The following is an 18,667-nucleotide window of genomic DNA, read 5'->3' as shown; positions in this document are numbered from 1 at the left end:
GGTTTTTTCACATCTTTGGTCGAAATGTAAAAAGGCTCCCATAAAAGGAAGCCATTCATTTACTAACATAATAATCTTGCCAAACATTTTTATACATTCAAGCTTTTTTCCAATTTGGAACCGCAAGATTCGCGGATAATCAACTCATCTTCCAGAACGAATTTTTTCTTTTCAATGGTTCCGCCTTTCATTAAGGTCAGCAATAAGTTCGTTGCCTTTTTCCCTATTTCGTACTTAGGCTGGTCAATGGTCGTCATATGCGGATTAAAAATCGATGCTATTTTCAAATTATCAAAACCTACGACAGCAATATCCTCGGGAACGCTCAACCCATGATCCTGGATTGCCTTTACAGCTCCCAGCGCCATTTCATCATTAAATACAAACACTGCTTCAGGCTTGTTATCAAGCGATAATAATTTCACCATCTGGTCATAACCTGAGTCAATGCCATAATCCCCTTCCTGGATGTATTCCGGGTTTACTTTCAAGTGATGCTTCTTCATTGCCTGCTGGAACCCCCCTAGGCGATCCCGGCTAAGAATGATGTTCATAGGTGCTGTTATATGGGCAATCCGTCTATAACCAAGGTTGATTAAATGTTCCGTTACTTTTCTGGCACTGCTTACATTGTCGATCGAAACAGTTGGAATGTCCAGTCCATCCACGTATTCACATGCCAATACAATCGGAAATTGATTTGATAGTTTTTCCAGGCTTTCCCTATTCATTCTAGCAGTAAGGAGTAACGCTCCATCTGCCTGCTTTTTGTAAAGCAAATCGATATATTCCTTTTCCCGTTCAATATCGTTCTCCGTATCTCCCAATATAACCTGATAGCCATTTTCTACAGCTGTATGCTCAATGCCCCGAAGCACTTCGGAAAAAAAGGGCCTTGTAATATCCGGAACGACGACCAGAATGATCTTTGTCTCTTTAGTCCTGAACTGACTGGCAATCATGTGAGGCTTGTAATTCATCTCTTCAATCACCTGCAGCACCTTTTGTTTAGTTTCCTCGCTGACTAAATCCGGCTGTCTGAGCACTCTTGAAACGGTTGCAGGAGATACATTGGCCAATTTCGCCACATCGCTCATTTTCATACTATTATCTCCACCTGCCTATTTCTTTTATCATTTTCATTAAGTCCATTATAAAGTAATTTAGACTTCATGTTAAAACATCGAATTCTCTAGGCAATGTTTCTTTCAAAACATTCATGGATTTTTTCACGCCCGTTAGTGGTTCCATTGTCAAATCTTCCATTTCGAGAACGATGGGCCCTTCATAACCAATCATTTTAACAATAGTAAAAAACTCCTTCCACCAGCCACTGTCGTGCCCATACCCGAGTGCAACATAATTCCATGATCTACCTGCATATTGGTTCATTGGTTTCACATCAATCAACCCCTGGACGTCATATATCCCTCTTTCCAAGCGTACATCCTTTGCATGAATATGATAAACTGCGCTTCCTAAAACCCTTAAAGCCGCAATGGGGTCGCCGCCCATCCAAAATAAATGACTCGGATCAAAATTCATGCCGATCGTATCACCGACTTCATGCCTCAATTTAAAGAGTGTTTCAGGATTGTAAACTAAATTGCAGCCTAGATTTTCGATGGCAACCTTTCTAACCCCATTTTGTTTTGCCGTTGTCACAGCTTTTTTCCAATAAGGGAATGCCACTTCATTCCACTGCCAATCAAGCATCTCAAAGTGTGAGGGCAAAATGGGATGTGTCAGCCAATTTGGCGTCCTGTCACTTGGTCCGCCGCCAGGACACCCCGACATCATGACAACCGTTTCAACACCTAAAAGCCCAGCTAGCTGAAAGGTCTTATTAACAACGGCTTTATGCATCTCTCCTTCAGCTGATGGATCAAGCTGATTGCCAGAACAATTCAACGCTGCAATGCTAATCCCCCTTACATTCAATTCATTTAATAATTGCTTTCGTTTTGCTGCATTGCCAAGAAGTCCATCGAGATCGAGATGTGGAGCCTTCGACCAATTGCCGCATCCTAGCTCCAGTGTCTCTATTCCCTGGTCCACACACGTATCCAGCATCTCTTCAAATGGCATGTAACCTAAAATATCAGTAACTAAACCAACCTTCATAAGTGCTCCTCCTCCATTAAACTAGCATCCCTTTCACATCGCTTAGTTCAAATTCAAATTATGTTTTGTTGCTTTCCTTTCAAGGTGACTCCATACAATCATAGAGAATAAAGCGGTTAAACCTAATGACCCCGCGAAATAAAATCCTGAAGAAATACCTAAATGAGAAATCAAAATTCCTGCAATGAAAGGTCCAGCGAACATACCAATCGCGTAGATTGCTTGATACCCCCCCATGGCCGTTGCCCTTTTTTCAAGGGAAATTGTCTCTACCGCCATTCCTAAAAACAATGGAAAAAGAATGCCTAATGAGAATCCATTCAATCCTTGAATCAGAAAAAGCAGCCCTTTTGTTTCTGCTAATGGCGTACATGCTGTAAAAATGGCCGTTAGAGCAAAAGCTAGTTTCAGTAACTTCCATTGTCCGAATAATGGTACGAATATTTTCCCGCTAAGCATGGTGGCAACGGCATGAGGAATCATGAAAGAAAAGATGACCATGCTGATCTCATCAGTATGGAGCCCAAGCTTTAAGGCAAATGCCGGGGTGAAGCCGAACATTGTCGAGAAGATGATGCCATGTGCGAGAATGGATAGAAATGATACTTTTAAAAGCGCCGGTTCAAGCATGACTGATAACAGTTCTTTCAATTGAATGGGCTCTTTCTGAAAATCCTCGTTTGATTCGTAAATAAAAAGCGAAAGGACGATACCAACGAAACCGATAATCCCGCCTATCCAAAAAGGTGCGTGCCATCCCCATAGATCGACAATGTATCCGCTGACCACCATTCCAAGCAGCTGTGCCAGAACCACAGCTAACGAGATACTGCCCATCGCTCGGTGAAGATCATATTCTGAAAAGTAGCTGGAAAATAAAATGGTGAACGCTACCCATGTAGCGGCGGCAACGCCTGCTAAAGAGCGGGCCAAAAGGATCCAGCCTAAACTATCGGCCCATGCAAATGTCACGCAGCTCAACGTACTCATGGTCATCCCAAAGATAATAAAAGGCTTTCTTACTTTTATGAGATCGGATAGGATTCCGAACGGAAGCCTGAAGAGAAATTGCATCAGCCCGTAACTGCCTAATACCATGCCGATAAATGTATAATCCCCACCAATCATCTCAAGGTAAGGGGACAAAATGGGAATATAAATGAAATTAGAAAACCAAAAAATAAAGCAGAGCACTAAAAACAAAAATCTATTACGTGCGGTATGTAACAAAGTCATTTCAACACTTCCTCTGACCAGCGAGCTATTTTTTCACCAATGGTACCTTAGGCAAAAAGTGAATGTACAAAAGGTGCCCGCAACGTAGTTGGGAACACCTTTTCATTCTTAAGCCTTTCCACTTGTATTGAACTCTGCGATTTTTCTCTTCACGACGGTGATGATAGCTTCTTTCGCTGGTGTGATGATGGCGCGAGGCTCATATACTGTTCCTTCAACGGCCAATACTTCCCGAATGGTTTTTGCCCACACTTGTATGCTTTCGGTATTGACATTTATTTTAGCGTGTCCAAGTTCAATTGCTTTTTTGATTTGGTGCAGCGGTATACCTGAGCCTCCATGTAAGACGAGAGGCACATTCGTCATATTCGAAATTAATTCCATTTCCTCAAAACCGAGTTTAGGTTCTCCTTGATATGGGCCATGAACGGAACCCAAAGCAGCCGCTAGTGCATCAATTCCCGTTTCTTTTACAATCCTCGTGCAATCATGGGGATCTGCATATTGAATACCGCCGACAAGGCCATCTTCCGTCCCACCGACTGTCCCCACTTCCGCCTCAACGGAAACGCCAAACTTTTGGGCATAGTCGACAACCCTTTTGGTGATTTCAATATTTACATCTATTGGATGATGGGAGCCATCAATCATGACTGATGTAAAACCCGCCTCTATCGCTTTCTTGCAGCGTTCCACATCCATTCCATGATCAAGATGAAGGGCAACCGGAACCGTAATGTCCATTTCTTCCATAAGGCTTTTTACCATAGCAGCAATCGTTTTAAATCCGCCAAGATAATCAACAAGCCTGTCCGATGCCGCAAGTATGATCGGCGCTCGTTCCTCATTGGCAGCCTGTAAAAACGACTGGGCGAATTCCAGACCATTAATATTATATTGACCCACAGCATACCTTTCTGCTTTTGCTTTTAAAAGCATCTCATTCATTGCTACTAAAGGCATTATTCCATCACCCCCTTATTCCCGAGTTTATTTAGATCCACTCATACATTCTGTAGTGCAAAGTATTTCGAAATAACTTGAATTGTCGTTTCTTTTGCAGTCTTAATGGCTTCTTCAGCATCGAGTTCATAATATTCTGGACGGAACAATTCCACGGAGGCGACGTCAGAATAACCAATTCCCTTCAAGATGGATAATATGCTATCTAAATCTATGGCACCATGTCCAGGCCATACCCGGTCTTCATCCGTCAAAAAACCAATCGGAAAATCCTCTGTATCATCAATGTGTAAAATGAAGATTTTCTCCCCATCCGCTTTCTTCAAGTCTTCCAAACTGGAACCCATAGCATGGAAGTGAAAACAGTCCAGCACCAAACCAACGTTATCACGGTTGACTGTTTCAACGATATCGTATGCCTGACCGAATGTATTCACAGTACATTGCGGATGCCCGACAAATTCCACTGCTATTTTAACGCCAAACGGTTCAGCGATCTCGGAAAGTTCAGCCAATACTTCCACACAGCTGTTTTTAATATCTTCTTTCAATATTTTCGCTTCCGTTACAAGCGGAACCGCCACCACATATTTCACACCCAATTTCTCCGCCATGATCATCATTTTCTTAAATTCGGCTATTATCGCCTTATGGGCGTCTTTATCGCGGTTATTAAAGAATACGAGGGCGTTGAAGGCAAGTGGCTTAATATGATTTGCATTAAAAAATTCGGCCAGTTCTTCAATTGTGTGTTCTTCCAAATACTCAGGCAATTTATCCATGGTACGGATTTCGATATAATCGTAACCGTGTTTTTCACAGTGTTTGAGATCTTTGACCAAGTTGGAATTTTCAAGTGTGGTCGCTTGGTTGAAACAAAGTTTCATTCTGTCAGCCTCCAATTCTTTCTGCTAAACCCAATCCGTCTCTCATTTTTTGAAGCATAAGCTTACTTGACCAGTCTGCTTTGTCGATCCAAGCAAATACTGCATTTGTCGCGATGCCGTCAAAATTCATTTCTTTCAGTTTTTTGAAGATCGTATCAAAGTCAACTTCCGCTTCGCCGATGTTCAAATGCTGGTGGACGGTTGCCTCGACACCTGGAGGATTGACGATATAACGGAGTCCGTTGGACGCTTTATGATTGAATGTATCAGCAAACAAGACATGTTGCAGGCGATCCCCGGCAGAATCGAACATAGGGGCAATATCGCCTTTACCATCATCATAGAAAAATGTGTGTGCTGTTGAATATACAAGGTTGATCCACGGACGATCAAGGGCACGGATCATATCCATAGCTCCCTCATGAGTTTCGATGAAATCGAATGGGTGTGCCTGCAAATTAAGTTTAACGCCTTCCCTTTCAAATACCGGAAGGAGCTCATCCATTGATTTAATGAATTTCTCTTCACAGATAACTTCATTGAATTTAGATCCGTTAAATTCACTATTCATCAAGTCAACATCCAATTCCACTGCCACTTCAATGGCGCGTTTCCAATTACGGACTGCGGCCTGGCGCCGTTCCTCATCAGGACCGGCCCAGTAGTAAAGCGGAAGCAAGGATGATATCTTCACACCTGCGTCGCTGCACCAGCGTTTCAAATTTTTAATCTGTTCCTTATCCACTTTAGGATATTTATAGAATGGGCAAAAATCTTCCCTCGGTGACAGTTCGATAAATTCATAGCCTAGTTCCGCTGTTTTATCGACCATTTCTTTTAATGATAAATTGGCATACATCGTAGGATCCAAAGCTAGTTTCATGGTCTTTCCCCCTATAATTTATTTTTCGTTCAATGCATAATTACGTTCACTGAACAGTAATTTTTCCCGTATAAAAAACTGGCTTCTCTTCAAGGTCAACGGATTCTTTCTGTCCGGACTCTTGTGCTTTTACACAAGCATCAGCTGTTACAGCAGCAATGTATCCATCCCATGAAGTCGGACCATTCGGCTGACCTGTCTTTACAATGGAATCTATGAAATCCTGTAATTCTATGTCATATGCATCCATAAAACGGTCCTTCCAATCTACCAAGATATCCGTGCTCCGTTTAGCGCCTTTCCTTGTCACGATGCTCGCTGGTTCAGGGAGATATGCAACACCGTCCTCACCAATGACTTCACATTGGATATCATAGCCATATTTACAATTCACGAATACTTCAGCTTGGATGACAATCCCACTCTTCGTTTCCATTATGATAAGTTGGGGATCTTTTAGGTTAGCATGCGCGCGGCTGGCTTTCTTCGGGTAAATGACTTGAACTGATTTGTAATCATCGCTGATTAACCAATGCAATACATCAATCTCATGAATCAATGTATCAACGACCGCCATTTGCGTCGTATATTTTTCATCCACTTCTGGATTGCGGTGTACACAGCGGACCATAAGCGGCTCGCCAATTTCATTTCTATCAATGGCTTGTTTCAGTTGTACGTAACCGCTATCATAACGTCGCATAAAACCAACTTGCACCAAACGCTTCCCGTGTTTCATTTCCGCTTCTGCAATTCTCCTGCAGCCTTCCGCCGTTGTCGCCAGTGGCTTTTCACAGAACACATATTTGCCAGCCTCAATCGCATTCAATACATTTTGCTCATGTGCTGGCCCCCAACTCGTAACAAGCACTGCATCGACATTTTCCGAGTTTACCAGTGATTTGTCATCCGGATATACAAGTGCCTCAAGTCCATATTGTTTCACGACCTGCCTTGCCGCCTCTTTATTCACATCGGTTACAGCCACAATTTTCCCTCCGGATAATTTGTCTGTGATTCTTTTAATATGCTCCCGGCCGATGGCACCCGTTCCTATTACACCAAAATTTAATGTCATGATCATATTCCTCCTTTTATGCATATCTGGTTCATTACTCTATAACTCTTAAATTATTTTTGTCATTTCCTTTGCAGGTTCTTTTCCATGATTGCGGAAGTTCTGTTCAAGCTGTTCAAGTGTAAGTCCTCTCGTTTCGGGTAAACATTTTTTCACAAAGGTGATAGCCATGATGCCAAAAGCGAAAAAGATATAAAATGTGGTAGACAATCCGACTTTATCTAATAAAACCGGGAATGTTAAGCCGATTAGAAAGTTCACGACCCAAAGGAAAAATACGGTGACACCCATACCGAGCCCACGAACTTGAAGCGGGAAGATCTCTGAAAGCATCAACCAGGTAACCGGTGAAATGGCCCCCTGCTGAAAGGCAAGGAAAGTGACAGTCAAGGTCAAAATGATATAGGGAAGTGCAGCCGTCCCTTCAAGAAGGGAAGATAAGACGCCAATCAATAACAATGTGGTCGTAGTACCTATCAAACCGGTTAAGAGCATTGGACGGCGCCCGATTTTACCAAGCAGCCAAATACCTAAAAATGTTGCCAACACAGAAATGATACCGTTTGCAATATTCCCGATCAAAGCAGCTTTTGTCTCAAACCCTGCATCTTTTAATATTTGGGTACCATAGTACATGATGGAATTAACGCCCGTTATTTGCTGAACGATGGCAATCCCGATTCCAAGAAAGACGATTCTCCGTATCCACGGGACGGTCAAATCCTTATATGTCGCTTTTTTAACATGGTTTTCCTCATCGAATGTCGCTTTGATTCCCTGAAATTCCGATTCTGCCTCTTCCATTTTACGTATTCTTTTCAAAACCTTCAGGGCCTCTTCATTTTTGTTCTTGGACACAAGCCACCTTGGACTTTCAGGCAACCTGATCATGCCAAAGAAAAGAAGTATGGCTGGAAGTGATGCAATGGCCAGCATGTAACGCCAAACATGTGAACTATCACCCATCGTTGTCCCAAGAATGGCATTGAAGATGAATGCAAGCAGCTGTCCGCTAACAATCATTAATTCATTTTGGGTGACGATCCGGCCGCGTCGTTCAGCTGGAGACATTTCCGCCAAATAAGTAGGAACGGTTACTGACGCACCGCCTACCGCAAGGCCGAGTAGAAAACGGCAGGCAATCATGACCGTAACACTCGGTGCAAACGTGCATCCAACAGTCGAAAAGAAAAAAAGTACCGAAAGAAAAAGAATGTTTTTTCGGCGGCCCGCATAATCCGAAAGTCTGCCTCCCAGAAAAGCTCCAAGTGCCGCGCCTAAAAGAAGTGAACTGGCAACAAGTCCTTGCGTAAGTGAATTGAGGTTAAGTTGATCCGCTTCGGACATGAACGGCAAGGCACCGTTAATGACACCTGTATCATATCCGAACAAAAGACCGCCTAACGTCGAGATAATAATAATCTTGCGTAAGAATGCCATTTGATTTCCATCATTATTCAAATTAATCACTTCTTTCCCGTTTTTAATCTTGAACTAGGAGCAGCCTTTCATTTATATACTTGCGAGCTATTAATGCGTATTCCAATGGATGGGCAACGGAAGGATCTTGTTCCGCCTCTACTACAATCCAGCCTTTATAATGATTTTCCAGTAATGTATGGTAAGCTTCTACAAAGTCAATGCAGCCGTCACCAGGCACTGTGAACATGCCGGTTAAAAAAGATTCTTGAAATGATTTCCCAACTTTTCGGCACTGCTCCAGCACGCTATGCCTCACATCCTTGAAATGAACGTGCCCAATGCGGTCGATATGCTTTTGCAGAAGTGACATGCAATCGCGATCCGATACATAAATATGTCCAGTATCATATAACAGTTGCACTTTCTTTTCGGTATTTTCCATAAGGCGGTCAATTTCACTCAATGTCTGGACGCCCGTCCCCATGTGGTGGTGATACACCAGTTTTAAGTTGTAAAGTCCTGCAATATCCCCTAGCCGATTCAGGCCCGTACACAATATTCCCCATTCTTCATCAGTAAAGCGGGGCTTGTCCTTAAATACATCGTACCTTTCGCCTTGGATACTGTAAGTCTGTTCGGATACTACCGCTACATCTCCATCGACAGCCTGTAAATATTTGCAGTGTTCATGGAAATCCTGTTCTGCTTTGTCGATGCCATCACGGATGATGAAACTGCTGAACCACTGACCGGCTATTTTTAAGTTCCGAAGCTTCAGCTCTTTATTCAGGACCTCCGGTTCCGGGAAGAAACCTCCTACCTCGGTCCCCTGAAATCCTGCCACGACAATATCGCTTAAAAGGTGGGATACGGTGTTTTCAGCTCCGATTTCCGGTATGTCATCATTACGCCAGCCAATTGGGGCAATCCCCCACGAAATCTCCTGCATTTTCCGACTTCCCCCCTTTTAATATTGTTTGGCCATTTTTAATTTCTCTTGTCTCGCTTCATATGCCCTTTGTATACTTTTCCGTTTCGAGACCTCTGCCACGCCAACATTCCACCAGGAGTCATAACCATCCGTCATCGTTTTCGGCAGAACCTTCATTTCTATTAATGTAGATGCCGTTTGTTTCTTTGCATCCTCCAATGCAGCTTTCAGCTCATCGACAGTATTGGCCCGATAAGTTTTGGCTCCATACCCTTCGGCTACTTTTGCGTAATCAATATTCATGATTTGGTTATCATGTGTTCTGAACTCACAGCAATATGTTCCGCTGCCATTCTCCATTTGCAGATTATTGATGCAGCCAAATCCTGAATTATCAAACAATAGAATGTTGATTTTATGATTATATTGGATGGCTGTGATCAATTCCGAATGAAGCATCAGAAAACTGCCGTCCCCTACCATTGCATAGACTTCCCGGTCTGGATGAGCAAGCTTGGCTCCTAAAGTTCCTGCAATTTCGTAGCCCATGCAGGAGAAACCATATTCAAGATGGTACGTGTTTGGCACGCTTGAATGCCAGAGGCGCTGCAAGTCACCCGGAAGTGATCCGGCCGAACCGACCACCACACTTTCCGGATCGATTGTATCGTTTATTGCGATCATCGCAGTTGATTGGGCCAATTCAGTTTTCAATGCATCCGAATATTCATTCAAGACTTGCTGTGAAAACTGGTCTTTGATTTCAGGCTTGAAATTTTCACGGCTAAAAGTGACTGTACTTAAACGGGTCCGTTCGGAAAGCCACTCCGCCTTCCAATCTCCAAGCATTTCCCCATATTCGGTTTCATAGCCCACTAGTAACGCTTCAAGGTTTTCAAGCGCCACTTTTGCATCGGCGACGACCTGAAATCCATCTAATTTATAAGTTTGAAGGCGGCTGACGTTAATGTTCAAAAACTTTGTCCTTTCAAAATCAAATGCAGTTTTGGAAGAAGTCGTAAAGTCCGTATAGCGGGTCCCGACACCAATTACGAGATCTGCTTGTCGGGCAGCCTTATTGGCAGCCATCGTACCGAGAATGCCGACGCCGCCCAGATTCTTAGGAAAATTTGATTCCACCGTCGATTTACCTGCCTGTGTTTCCACAAGTGGAATATTATGCTTTTCCGCCAGCTTCATCAAAATATCCCGAGCTCCGGAATATCTTGCTCCGCCACCAACGATGATGATCGGCTTCTTACTCGCTCTAATTCTCTCGGCAGCTCCTTGCAGTTCCCGTTCAACTGGAGCTTTCCGATCTAAATAATGGACTCGCTTTTCAAAAAAATGTTCATCGAAATCGAATGCCTCCCCTTCTACATCCTGTGAGATGCATATCGTCGCTGGGCCGGCTTTCCCGGGATCTGTCATCACCTCGAAGGCCCGGATCAGACTGGACATGAGCTGCTCAGGGCGAGTGACGCGGTCCCAATATCTTGATACTGCAAGAAAAGCGTCATTTGTAGTAATGGCCGTACTATGCTCATGCTCAAGTTGCTGAAGAACCGGATCCGGCTGACGTGTCGCAAATGTATCAGCAGGAAGTAGGAGGACAGGAATATTGTTGGCAAGTGCAGTCCCCGCCGCAGCTATCAAGTTTGCCGAGCCTGGCCCGGCAGATGTAGTAACTGCATAAATTTTCCTTCGGAGCATTTCCCGGCTGTAGGCAATTGCTGCGTGAGCCATCCCTTGCTCATTCTTTCCTTGAATCACTTTCAAGTGGCCAGCGTCCTGTTCGAGTGCCTGACCGATACCAACTACATTCCCATGGCCGAATACATTAAATACCCCTTCTACAAAAGGAGACTCCTCACCATCAACATGAATGTACTGCTGATTTAAAAACTTGATTAAAGCCTGGGCTGTCGTCAACCTCACTTTTCCCATCTTCTGTTCACCCCTCTATGTAGATAAATTCCTTACACGCGTTCTGCAATCAAACCCTCGATTTCTTCTGCTACGGGCATGGCCTCAGATGAGCTGTGCTTGCTTACTACTATGGAAGCGGAAGCACTGCCAAACTTCAAAGCGCTTTCAATCCCTTTGCCTCTCACTAACGCATATAAGAAAGCAGAAGCATAGGAATCCCCTGCGCCGAATGTTTTCAATACTTTCGTTTTATAGGACTTCGCTGTAAAAATTGCTCCTGATTTGGCATAGGCACATGAACCCTCGACACCGTGTTTGATGACCACCAGGTCTGCGGAATGTTTAAACAAGTAACGGACAGTTTCTTCATTTGTACCTTTTTCGGTATTTTCCATAACATCATATTCATCACGCGTGCCAATCAAAATGTCTGATTGCTCTGCGACTAACGAATAGTAAACGGACGTTTCTTCAATGGAATTCCATGTATAAGGACGGTAATCCAATTCAAATACGACTTTTACATCATTTCTTTTCGCAAGGCTGACAGCTTTTAAAACAGCCTCACGTGATGGGCTTTTTGCTAGTGCCGTCCCTGAAACCAATAGGATCTTTGATTTTTTGATATATTCTTCATCCAGTTCCGAAGGTGCTAAATGAAGGTCGGCCACATTATCCCGATACATCAGGATACTGCATTCTTCAGGGCTTTTTATTTCCGTGAAGGCAAGACCCGTTTTATGCCCTTCTTGATCGATTATCATATTCGAAGTATCAACACCTGCCTCACGCATATAAGATTCGATGAAACGGCCGTGCTGGTCATCGGCAAGCTTACCGACAAATCCGACTTTCAAGCCTAATTTTGCACTTCCAATTGCAACATTGGCAGGTGAACCGCCCACATATTTTGTGAATGTCATGGTCTCTTCCATCGGACGGTTATATTCATTGGCATTCAAATCGATGCAGGCCCGGCCAATGGCAATCAAGTCAAATTCCTTATCGATATTAAAAGTATAGTTCATCAGGTTAACAGCTCCTTTTCCTTTAACGATTCAGGATCCACTCATGATCGGGATCATTGTGAAATTTCCATGTCCTTGCCGGACCGGCCATGACATTCAAGTAATAGGATTCATAACCGTCAGGTACCCCTACCGGATGATAACCGGCCGGTACAAGTACGACATCGCCATTTTCGACTGACATGGTCTCATCGATTGAACGGTCATCTGTATATACTCGCTGAAAGACGAATCCCTGAGACGGATTCATTTCATGATAATAGGACTCTTCCAATAATGACTCATTTGGTAAGTTATCCCGATCATGTTTATGCGGAGGATAGCTCGACCAGTTTCCGCTTTCGGTATATACTTCAACAACGAGAAGGCTATTCGCATACGGAGCTGAATCCGGTAATATATTATGGACCAACCGCTTATTGCTCAAAATGCCCCTATGTTCCACGTCAACATCTTCCGCTTTAATCCATTTAGTCGGGAGTTGCTTATCGGAAGGCGAATAACACAGCGCCACTCTGGCCTCGGTTATCGCTTCCAATCCAAAATCCCTATCATTTGATACGTAAATGCTATCAGTCGGCACTTTATCAAATACACTTTCTCTTGTACCCAAGTCATGGTATACATCTTCGCCTACAGTCACATTGATTTTTCCCGTAAGAGCGACAATGCAGCATTCTTTTTTGGTTAATAATTCTGAATATTCCGCCCCCTGAGCCAACTCCACTATTTTGAATTCAACATATTCTAAAGGAGAATTTCCTTTCGTAACTGATTGAATGATTGTAACACCTTCAGCGACCTCTTGTTTTTCCGGTTTTTGAAGCAGTTTACTCATATGTACCTCCTTGTTTTCAAAAAATCCGGCCCGTATCCAAACGGGCCATCTTGCAATGTCTTTTTCATTCACTTATTTCACGTAGCGTGCAGTCACCATTTTTTTACGTGTATAGAACTCAACGCCGTCGGTTCCATTCGCATGAAGATCACCATAAAATGAATCTTTATATCCAGAGAATGGGAAGAATGCCATCGGTGCAGGAACACCCACGTTTATGCCCAGCATTCCGGCATGGATCGTTTCACGGAATTGGCGTACATCAGCTGCACTGTCCGTATATAAGCAAGCCCCGTTTGCCAGTGCTGAAGCATTGGCAATCTCAACGGCCTCCGTTAAATCTTTAGCACGGACAACGGAGAGCACTGGTGCAAAAATTTCATCTTGCCAGATTTTCATTTCCTGTGTAACATGATCAAAAATCGTAGCTCCGAGGTAATATCCATTGCCGCTTGCTGCCTCATCTTTACGGCCATCGCGTACTAGGGTCGCGCCCTGGGCTATACCTGATTCGATGTAATCAATAGTCCTCTTCTTAGCTCCTTCCCGGATCACCGGTCCTAGAAAAACGCCGTCATCCAGACCATTCCCGATCGTAATGGCATCAGCTGCCTGTTTCAATTTTTCAACTAACTCGTCCGCTACACTTTCTTCTACGACAACAACCGCAGCGGCCATGCAACGCTCACCGGCCGACCCAAAAGCCGCACTTGTTATTTCCTTGGCCGTCATATCAAGATTGGCATCTTTCAAGACAATCGAGTGATTCTTCGCTCCCGCAAGAGCCTGGACGCGCTTCAAGTTAGCCGTGCCTGTTTTATACACATATTCTGCCACTGGCTGTGAACCGACGAAGGAGATAGCTTTCACATCTTCATGCTCCAGAAGCCCATTAACCACATCATGTGCTCCATTAACAATGTTCAGTACTCCTTTAGGAAGACCTGCTTCCTCAAACAGTTCAACAATGCGTGCTGCAAGTAAAGGTGTACGTTCAGATGGCTTTAACACGAAAGTATTGCCACATGCGATCGCAAGCGGGAACATCCAGCAAGGGACCATCATCGGAAAGTTAAATGGAGTGATACCGCCGATTACACCAATTGGGTAACGGTACATACCCGATTCAATGTTGGTCGCGATATCCGGAAGCTGTTTGCCCATCATCAGCGTAGGTGCACCCGCCGCAAACTCGACACACTCGATGCCCCGCTGTACTTCACCAATTGATTCCGATAGGCTTTTACCATTTTCGATAGTGACCAGTTTAGCTAGTTCTTCCCAATTTTCCACAAGAAGCTGCTGATATTTGAACAATATGCGAGCCCTTTTCGGGACAGCAACCTGCGACCATTTTTTAAATGCCTCATTCGCCACTTGGACCGCACGATCCACATCTTCCCTAGTGGAAAGTGGCACCTCGGCAATTGCCTCACCAGTTGCAGGGTTGAACACGATTTCCGTTTGCTTTGAAGCGGATTCAATCCACTCACCATTTATATAATTTTTTAATTTTTTCACCTCATGTGTTACTGAAGACATGTTTTTTCCTCCTTAAAATAAAGTTATTTTGTTAGATCATCAGCCCCGTATAACCATCGCCTTTAATGAAATCGATTTCATTTACCTGTGGAAGAAATCCATCCATGTTTCTTTTTAGGATCAATCAATAAATTTTCTAGATCAATCCTAATATTCAAGCTTTAATCTGCGAATGAAATCGATTTCATTTATTTTCAGGGGTCCACCTTAAGAAAAAGTAAGGACCAATCCATTCCCCCTTAAGTTATAGCTTGTACATAACCTTGATTCAGGATGAAATCGATTTCATTTACTTTATAAGGAAATACTACAATGAAAAATTTTCCCTGTAAACACTTTTTTTGCATTTTTTATAATATTCTATCTTCTTCACGGTTCAAAACATTGATAAATATGGAAATGTGCTTGAATATTTATCAAAAACATCTTCAGAGGTTCTTAAAAACTGACCAATACTTTATCGATAATGGTAGTGGTATTTTGGTATATTAATATTCCTAAACTCAATTGACTTTATCATAGGAATTCCAGCTAACCTAAGAATAACATCCTTAGTCTTTCATATATGTAAACTTTTCAGACTACCTTCCTGCTCCCCTTTTCTTTACATTTCCATGAATGTCTCCATTTCAATGAAAATAATTGATATTTTACTATATCAACAGACATAACCTATCCCGAGATTTCATCAATAAAAAGAGGCACCCATAATGGGAGCCTGAATTTTAGTGAAGGTAAGCTATTATATGTGAACAGTAACCATTCCGTATCCTTATCCTAACAAGATGATTGAGAAATGGGATATTCCACCCAGTTACTTATTTGTACGGAATTTAAAACAGGCTGCTTAAGGTCAGTTATTTCACTGCCTTCTTAATAGCCTTCACTTCATATAATGATCCTTCCGAACTGACGATATATTCAGGCTTTGGTTTCCCTAGGTTTGCTTTATGGCCTGCGATATGGGCTTCACTCTTTTCCCACTGCTTCCAATGCGCCTCCGACTCCCAATTGATCATAATGATGACCTCTTCATCCCCGCGTCGCACTTTTTTCACCATTACACTTAAATCGATGAACCCTTCCTGCTTTTCTATGATTCCTTCCCCGCTGAACCGTTTTACTACTTGTTCTGCATTACCTTCTTTTACCACCATTTTTCTCATCTGAACGAACAATATGAACAACTCCAATCGATATACTTGTATTGAATTATTTTATTCGATAACGATTCTCATTGTCAATTAATGAGACTTTTATTTAAGTGTACTACTTAAAGTCTGATTCCCAAAAACAAAATAAAAAATGGATCAGGAAGTATTGAATATCTTCCTGATCCATTTTTTATTGTCACTCACCTTTTATCTTTAAGACTTTTGGGAACATAGTCATTCAGTTTGTTAAATAAAGAAGTAATGTAGGAGCTGAGTTCGAATCGATCCTCCTGAACAAATTCAACTAAAGACACTCCATTCTTTTTCATAACTTTTCCCCCTTTTAGTTTTTATCCCGGTGCATGAACTTTTCAGCAACTAATACCTGTGAATCCCGCCATTAGCGCACTTACACTCTTCTCTCCATCGTTTCTTTATTTAATTATACAAGAAAGCGCTTACAATGTAAAATATTATAATACTATAGATTGCTATTTACTTAGTATGTTCCAGGTAAATGAAGTTTTCTCTTCAGCATATTTATGGTTATCAGCTTTGCTGGCTTTTCAGTGTACATTCCATATCATAACTACTTGTCTTGTTCACAGAGAATAAAATTTCAGGAAATGCCCTTCAATATTTCAGTTAAACGTAGGAACTCTTCCTTATCACGATTTCTTAATGAGTCATCGATTTCTTTTTCGATTTGGGCTTTCCGGTAATCACTAAGGGCCTTTTTTAAAACCATTTCAGCCATCTCTTCAGGTTCAAGCGATGTTCCTGGCAATTGCTTCTCCATACGAAACCAACTCCTTAACCTTTTTTCTATTATACTAAATAACTTGGAGATTATTATTATTAATTAAAATCTTATCCTTTCCTCTTATTCATTTTTCATTTCCTTATCCACATGATTTCCACTTTGCCACTCTTCTATACACAAAATTTCTAAATATTCGGATTTCTAATCAGTAACACATTTTCTTTTTATTCACTTAGTCATTTTACCTAGGAAGATCGAATCGTTTATTTCCATTACTTTAGAATTAATTATATTCCATTACAGGTGAAGGGAGCTAAGTTATTTGCTTCATTTTTTCAGAAAAGTCAGAAATATATTGACCAGTATGGATAAGCCCTCTAAAATAATCTAAATAATCCAGTTTTTTACTTATATTCATTTACCATCATTTTTGTTCATTTCGGCTTTATTTATTGTTGAGAACAATATTGATGAAAAACTTAGCATTAAAGGAGCATTTATCATGAAAAAAAGTCGAGTTCTTTTCGCTAGTTTAGCGGGTTCCGTTATTGAGTGGTACGATTTCTATTTATACGGGACAGCAACGGGCCTGGTTTTTACGACGCTATTCTTTCCCAATCATGATCCAGCGATTTCACTTCTTCTTGCCTTTGTCACATTCGGTGCTGGTTACGCTGCCCGTCCAATCGGCAGCATCCTTTTCGGTCATATGGGTGATCGCATCGGACGGAAGGCAGCACTCATGTTCACCCTTATTGGTATGGGAGGGAGTTCAATGCTAATCGGTGTTCTGCCCACTTATGCCCAGGTTGGGTTGGCCGCCCCCGCCATCTTGGTGGTGCTGAGGTTGATTCAAGGAATTTCCTTGGGAGGAGAATGGGGCGGAGCCATCCTATTGGCAACGGAATCTGCTCCTAAAGGTGTCCGTGGGTTATATGGATCCATTCCCCAACTAGGGGTCCCCATCGGCTTGGTTGCCGGTTCGTTTAGCCTAACCCTCATCAGTTCCTTGACAACCGATGCCCAATTTTTATCTTGGGGTTGGCGGATTCCATTCCTTTTAAGCGGTGTACTGATCGGGTTGGCAATCTGGGTAAGGAGTGGCATTGAAGAAACGCCGGAATTTAAAGCGCAGAAAGATAGCGGCGATCTTGCGAAAGTTCCCATTATTGAAACGTTGAAACACGATTGGAGAAGTGTGCTGCAAGTGATCGGACTAAAAATTGGGGACGGCTTCTTCAATGTATTCATCATGTCCTATGTTCTCGTCTTTACTACGCTGTATTTTGGTTATTCCCAAGATTCAGCTCTTACCGGTTTAACGATTGGCTGCGCTACAATGCTGATTACCATTCCTGTCATTGGTTACATTTCAGATTTCATCGATCGAAAAATCATCTATTTTGGGGGCCTGACTCTCCTTTTCGTCTTGGCCATCCCATATTTCACAATGATTGGGCGTGGGGTTGGCTGGTTCTACATGATGCAGGCAATTGTACTCGGCGTCATCTGGGGAGCCATTTTTTCCACACAAGGGACATTATTCTCGGAGCTCTTTCCAGCCAAGGTCCGTTATACTGGATTATCCGTCGGTTATCAGGTCGCGGCGGCCATTGCAGGTTTCGGTCCGCTCATCTGGACCGCCATGGCGGATTCATTCGGCCCATCCCCTTTGGTATTTGGCGGATTCATGATGGCTGGTCTCGCGATTTCCTTGGCGCTTTGTATATTATCCCCGCATTTCAGCAGAAGGCAAGAAAAGGATCAAACACTCAAACCACATAAGCTGGATTTGAACTGATTCTAAAATCTCTGGCGTGATTAATAACAGAGGCTGCATGCCCTATCACTCGGACAAGCGGTCTCTGTTTTTTTACAATGCATATACC

The 18,667-nt window shown here is 42.7% G+C and carries 16 protein-coding genes; 1 reads left to right on the top strand and 15 read right to left on the bottom strand.

Going from position 1 to position 18,667, the window contains the following annotated elements:
- Window positions 1-89 precede the first annotated feature (89 nt).
- The 15 genes from MKX49_RS02230 to MKX49_RS02160 all read right to left on the bottom strand — a co-directional run bounded on the left by MKX49_RS02230 (window position 90) and on the right by MKX49_RS02160 (window position 16,814).
- A complete protein-coding gene (locus MKX49_RS02230; RefSeq protein WP_072272447.1) occupies window positions 90-1,103 on the bottom strand; it encodes a LacI family DNA-binding transcriptional regulator in 1,014 nt (337 codons plus the stop codon).
- Window positions 1,104-1,170: 67 nt separating this feature from the next.
- Complete coding sequence (locus MKX49_RS02225; RefSeq protein ID WP_340874614.1) at window positions 1,171-2,124, bottom strand: sugar phosphate isomerase/epimerase family protein; 954 nt, start codon at window positions 2,122-2,124, stop codon at window positions 1,171-1,173.
- A 42-nt stretch (window positions 2,125-2,166) separates the two neighbouring features.
- Complete coding sequence (locus MKX49_RS02220) at window positions 2,167-3,360, bottom strand: MFS transporter (RefSeq protein ID WP_340874612.1); 1,194 nt, start codon at window positions 3,358-3,360, stop codon at window positions 2,167-2,169.
- 108 nt (window positions 3,361-3,468) lie between these two features.
- Window positions 3,469-4,323, bottom strand: coding sequence for a class II fructose-1,6-bisphosphate aldolase (fba, locus tag MKX49_RS02215; RefSeq protein ID WP_340874609.1), 855 nt, complete (start codon window positions 4,321-4,323; stop codon window positions 3,469-3,471).
- Between the two features lie 41 nt (window positions 4,324-4,364).
- Window positions 4,365-5,210, bottom strand: coding sequence for a 2-keto-myo-inositol isomerase (gene iolI / locus MKX49_RS02210; RefSeq protein WP_340874608.1), 846 nt, complete (start codon window positions 5,208-5,210; stop codon window positions 4,365-4,367).
- Window positions 5,211-5,214: 4 nt separating this feature from the next.
- On the bottom strand, window positions 5,215-6,093 hold the full coding sequence (locus MKX49_RS02205; RefSeq protein WP_340874605.1) for a sugar phosphate isomerase/epimerase family protein: 879 nt from the start codon (window positions 6,091-6,093) through the stop codon (window positions 5,215-5,217).
- A gap of 46 nt (window positions 6,094-6,139) precedes the next feature.
- Window positions 6,140-7,171, bottom strand: a complete 1,032-nt coding sequence (locus MKX49_RS02200) for a Gfo/Idh/MocA family protein (protein WP_340874603.1) — start codon at window positions 7,169-7,171, stop codon at window positions 6,140-6,142.
- A gap of 48 nt (window positions 7,172-7,219) precedes the next feature.
- Window positions 7,220-8,632 (bottom strand): sugar porter family MFS transporter, encoded by a 1,413-nt coding sequence (locus MKX49_RS02195; RefSeq protein ID WP_340874601.1) that lies wholly within the window; start codon window positions 8,630-8,632, stop codon window positions 7,220-7,222.
- Window positions 8,633-8,654: 22 nt separating this feature from the next.
- The gene (gene iolE / locus MKX49_RS02190; protein WP_340874600.1) at window positions 8,655-9,542 is read right to left on the bottom strand and encodes a myo-inosose-2 dehydratase; all 888 of its coding nucleotides are present in this window, start codon (window positions 9,540-9,542) and stop codon (window positions 8,655-8,657) included.
- An 18-nt stretch (window positions 9,543-9,560) separates the two neighbouring features.
- Complete coding sequence (gene iolD / locus MKX49_RS02185) at window positions 9,561-11,471, bottom strand: 3D-(3,5/4)-trihydroxycyclohexane-1,2-dione acylhydrolase (decyclizing) (RefSeq protein ID WP_340874598.1); 1,911 nt, start codon at window positions 11,469-11,471, stop codon at window positions 9,561-9,563.
- A gap of 32 nt (window positions 11,472-11,503) precedes the next feature.
- Window positions 11,504-12,481: a 5-dehydro-2-deoxygluconokinase gene (gene iolC, locus MKX49_RS02180; RefSeq protein WP_318292770.1), complete on the bottom strand. Its 978-nt coding sequence runs from the start codon at window positions 12,479-12,481 to the stop codon at window positions 11,504-11,506.
- Between the two features lie 22 nt (window positions 12,482-12,503).
- On the bottom strand, window positions 12,504-13,319 hold the full coding sequence (iolB, locus tag MKX49_RS02175) for a 5-deoxy-glucuronate isomerase (RefSeq protein WP_340874595.1): 816 nt from the start codon (window positions 13,317-13,319) through the stop codon (window positions 12,504-12,506).
- A gap of 72 nt (window positions 13,320-13,391) precedes the next feature.
- Window positions 13,392-14,861: a CoA-acylating methylmalonate-semialdehyde dehydrogenase gene (locus MKX49_RS02170; RefSeq protein WP_340874593.1), complete on the bottom strand. Its 1,470-nt coding sequence runs from the start codon at window positions 14,859-14,861 to the stop codon at window positions 13,392-13,394.
- Window positions 14,862-15,718: 857 nt separating this feature from the next.
- Window positions 15,719-16,039: an antibiotic biosynthesis monooxygenase family protein gene (locus MKX49_RS02165; RefSeq protein WP_053533860.1), complete on the bottom strand. Its 321-nt coding sequence runs from the start codon at window positions 16,037-16,039 to the stop codon at window positions 15,719-15,721.
- Window positions 16,040-16,634: 595 nt separating this feature from the next.
- On the bottom strand, window positions 16,635-16,814 hold the full coding sequence (locus MKX49_RS02160) for an IDEAL domain-containing protein (protein WP_034315231.1): 180 nt from the start codon (window positions 16,812-16,814) through the stop codon (window positions 16,635-16,637).
- A 466-nt stretch (window positions 16,815-17,280) separates the two neighbouring features.
- Here MKX49_RS02160 and MKX49_RS02155 point away from each other — a divergent pair, with 466 nt between their 5' ends.
- Window positions 17,281-18,579, top strand: a complete 1,299-nt coding sequence (locus tag MKX49_RS02155; RefSeq protein WP_340874590.1) for an MFS transporter — start codon at window positions 17,281-17,283, stop codon at window positions 18,577-18,579.
- Window positions 18,580-18,667: the final 88 nt, after the last annotated feature.

This window comes from Peribacillus sp. FSL M8-0224, assembly GCF_038003055.1.
In the GTDB taxonomy this organism is placed as follows: Bacteria; Bacillota; Bacilli; order Bacillales; family DSM-1321; genus Peribacillus; species Peribacillus frigoritolerans.
The sequence above is the reverse complement of the archived record's forward strand: the minus strand, read 5'-3'. Positions and strand labels throughout refer to the sequence as shown.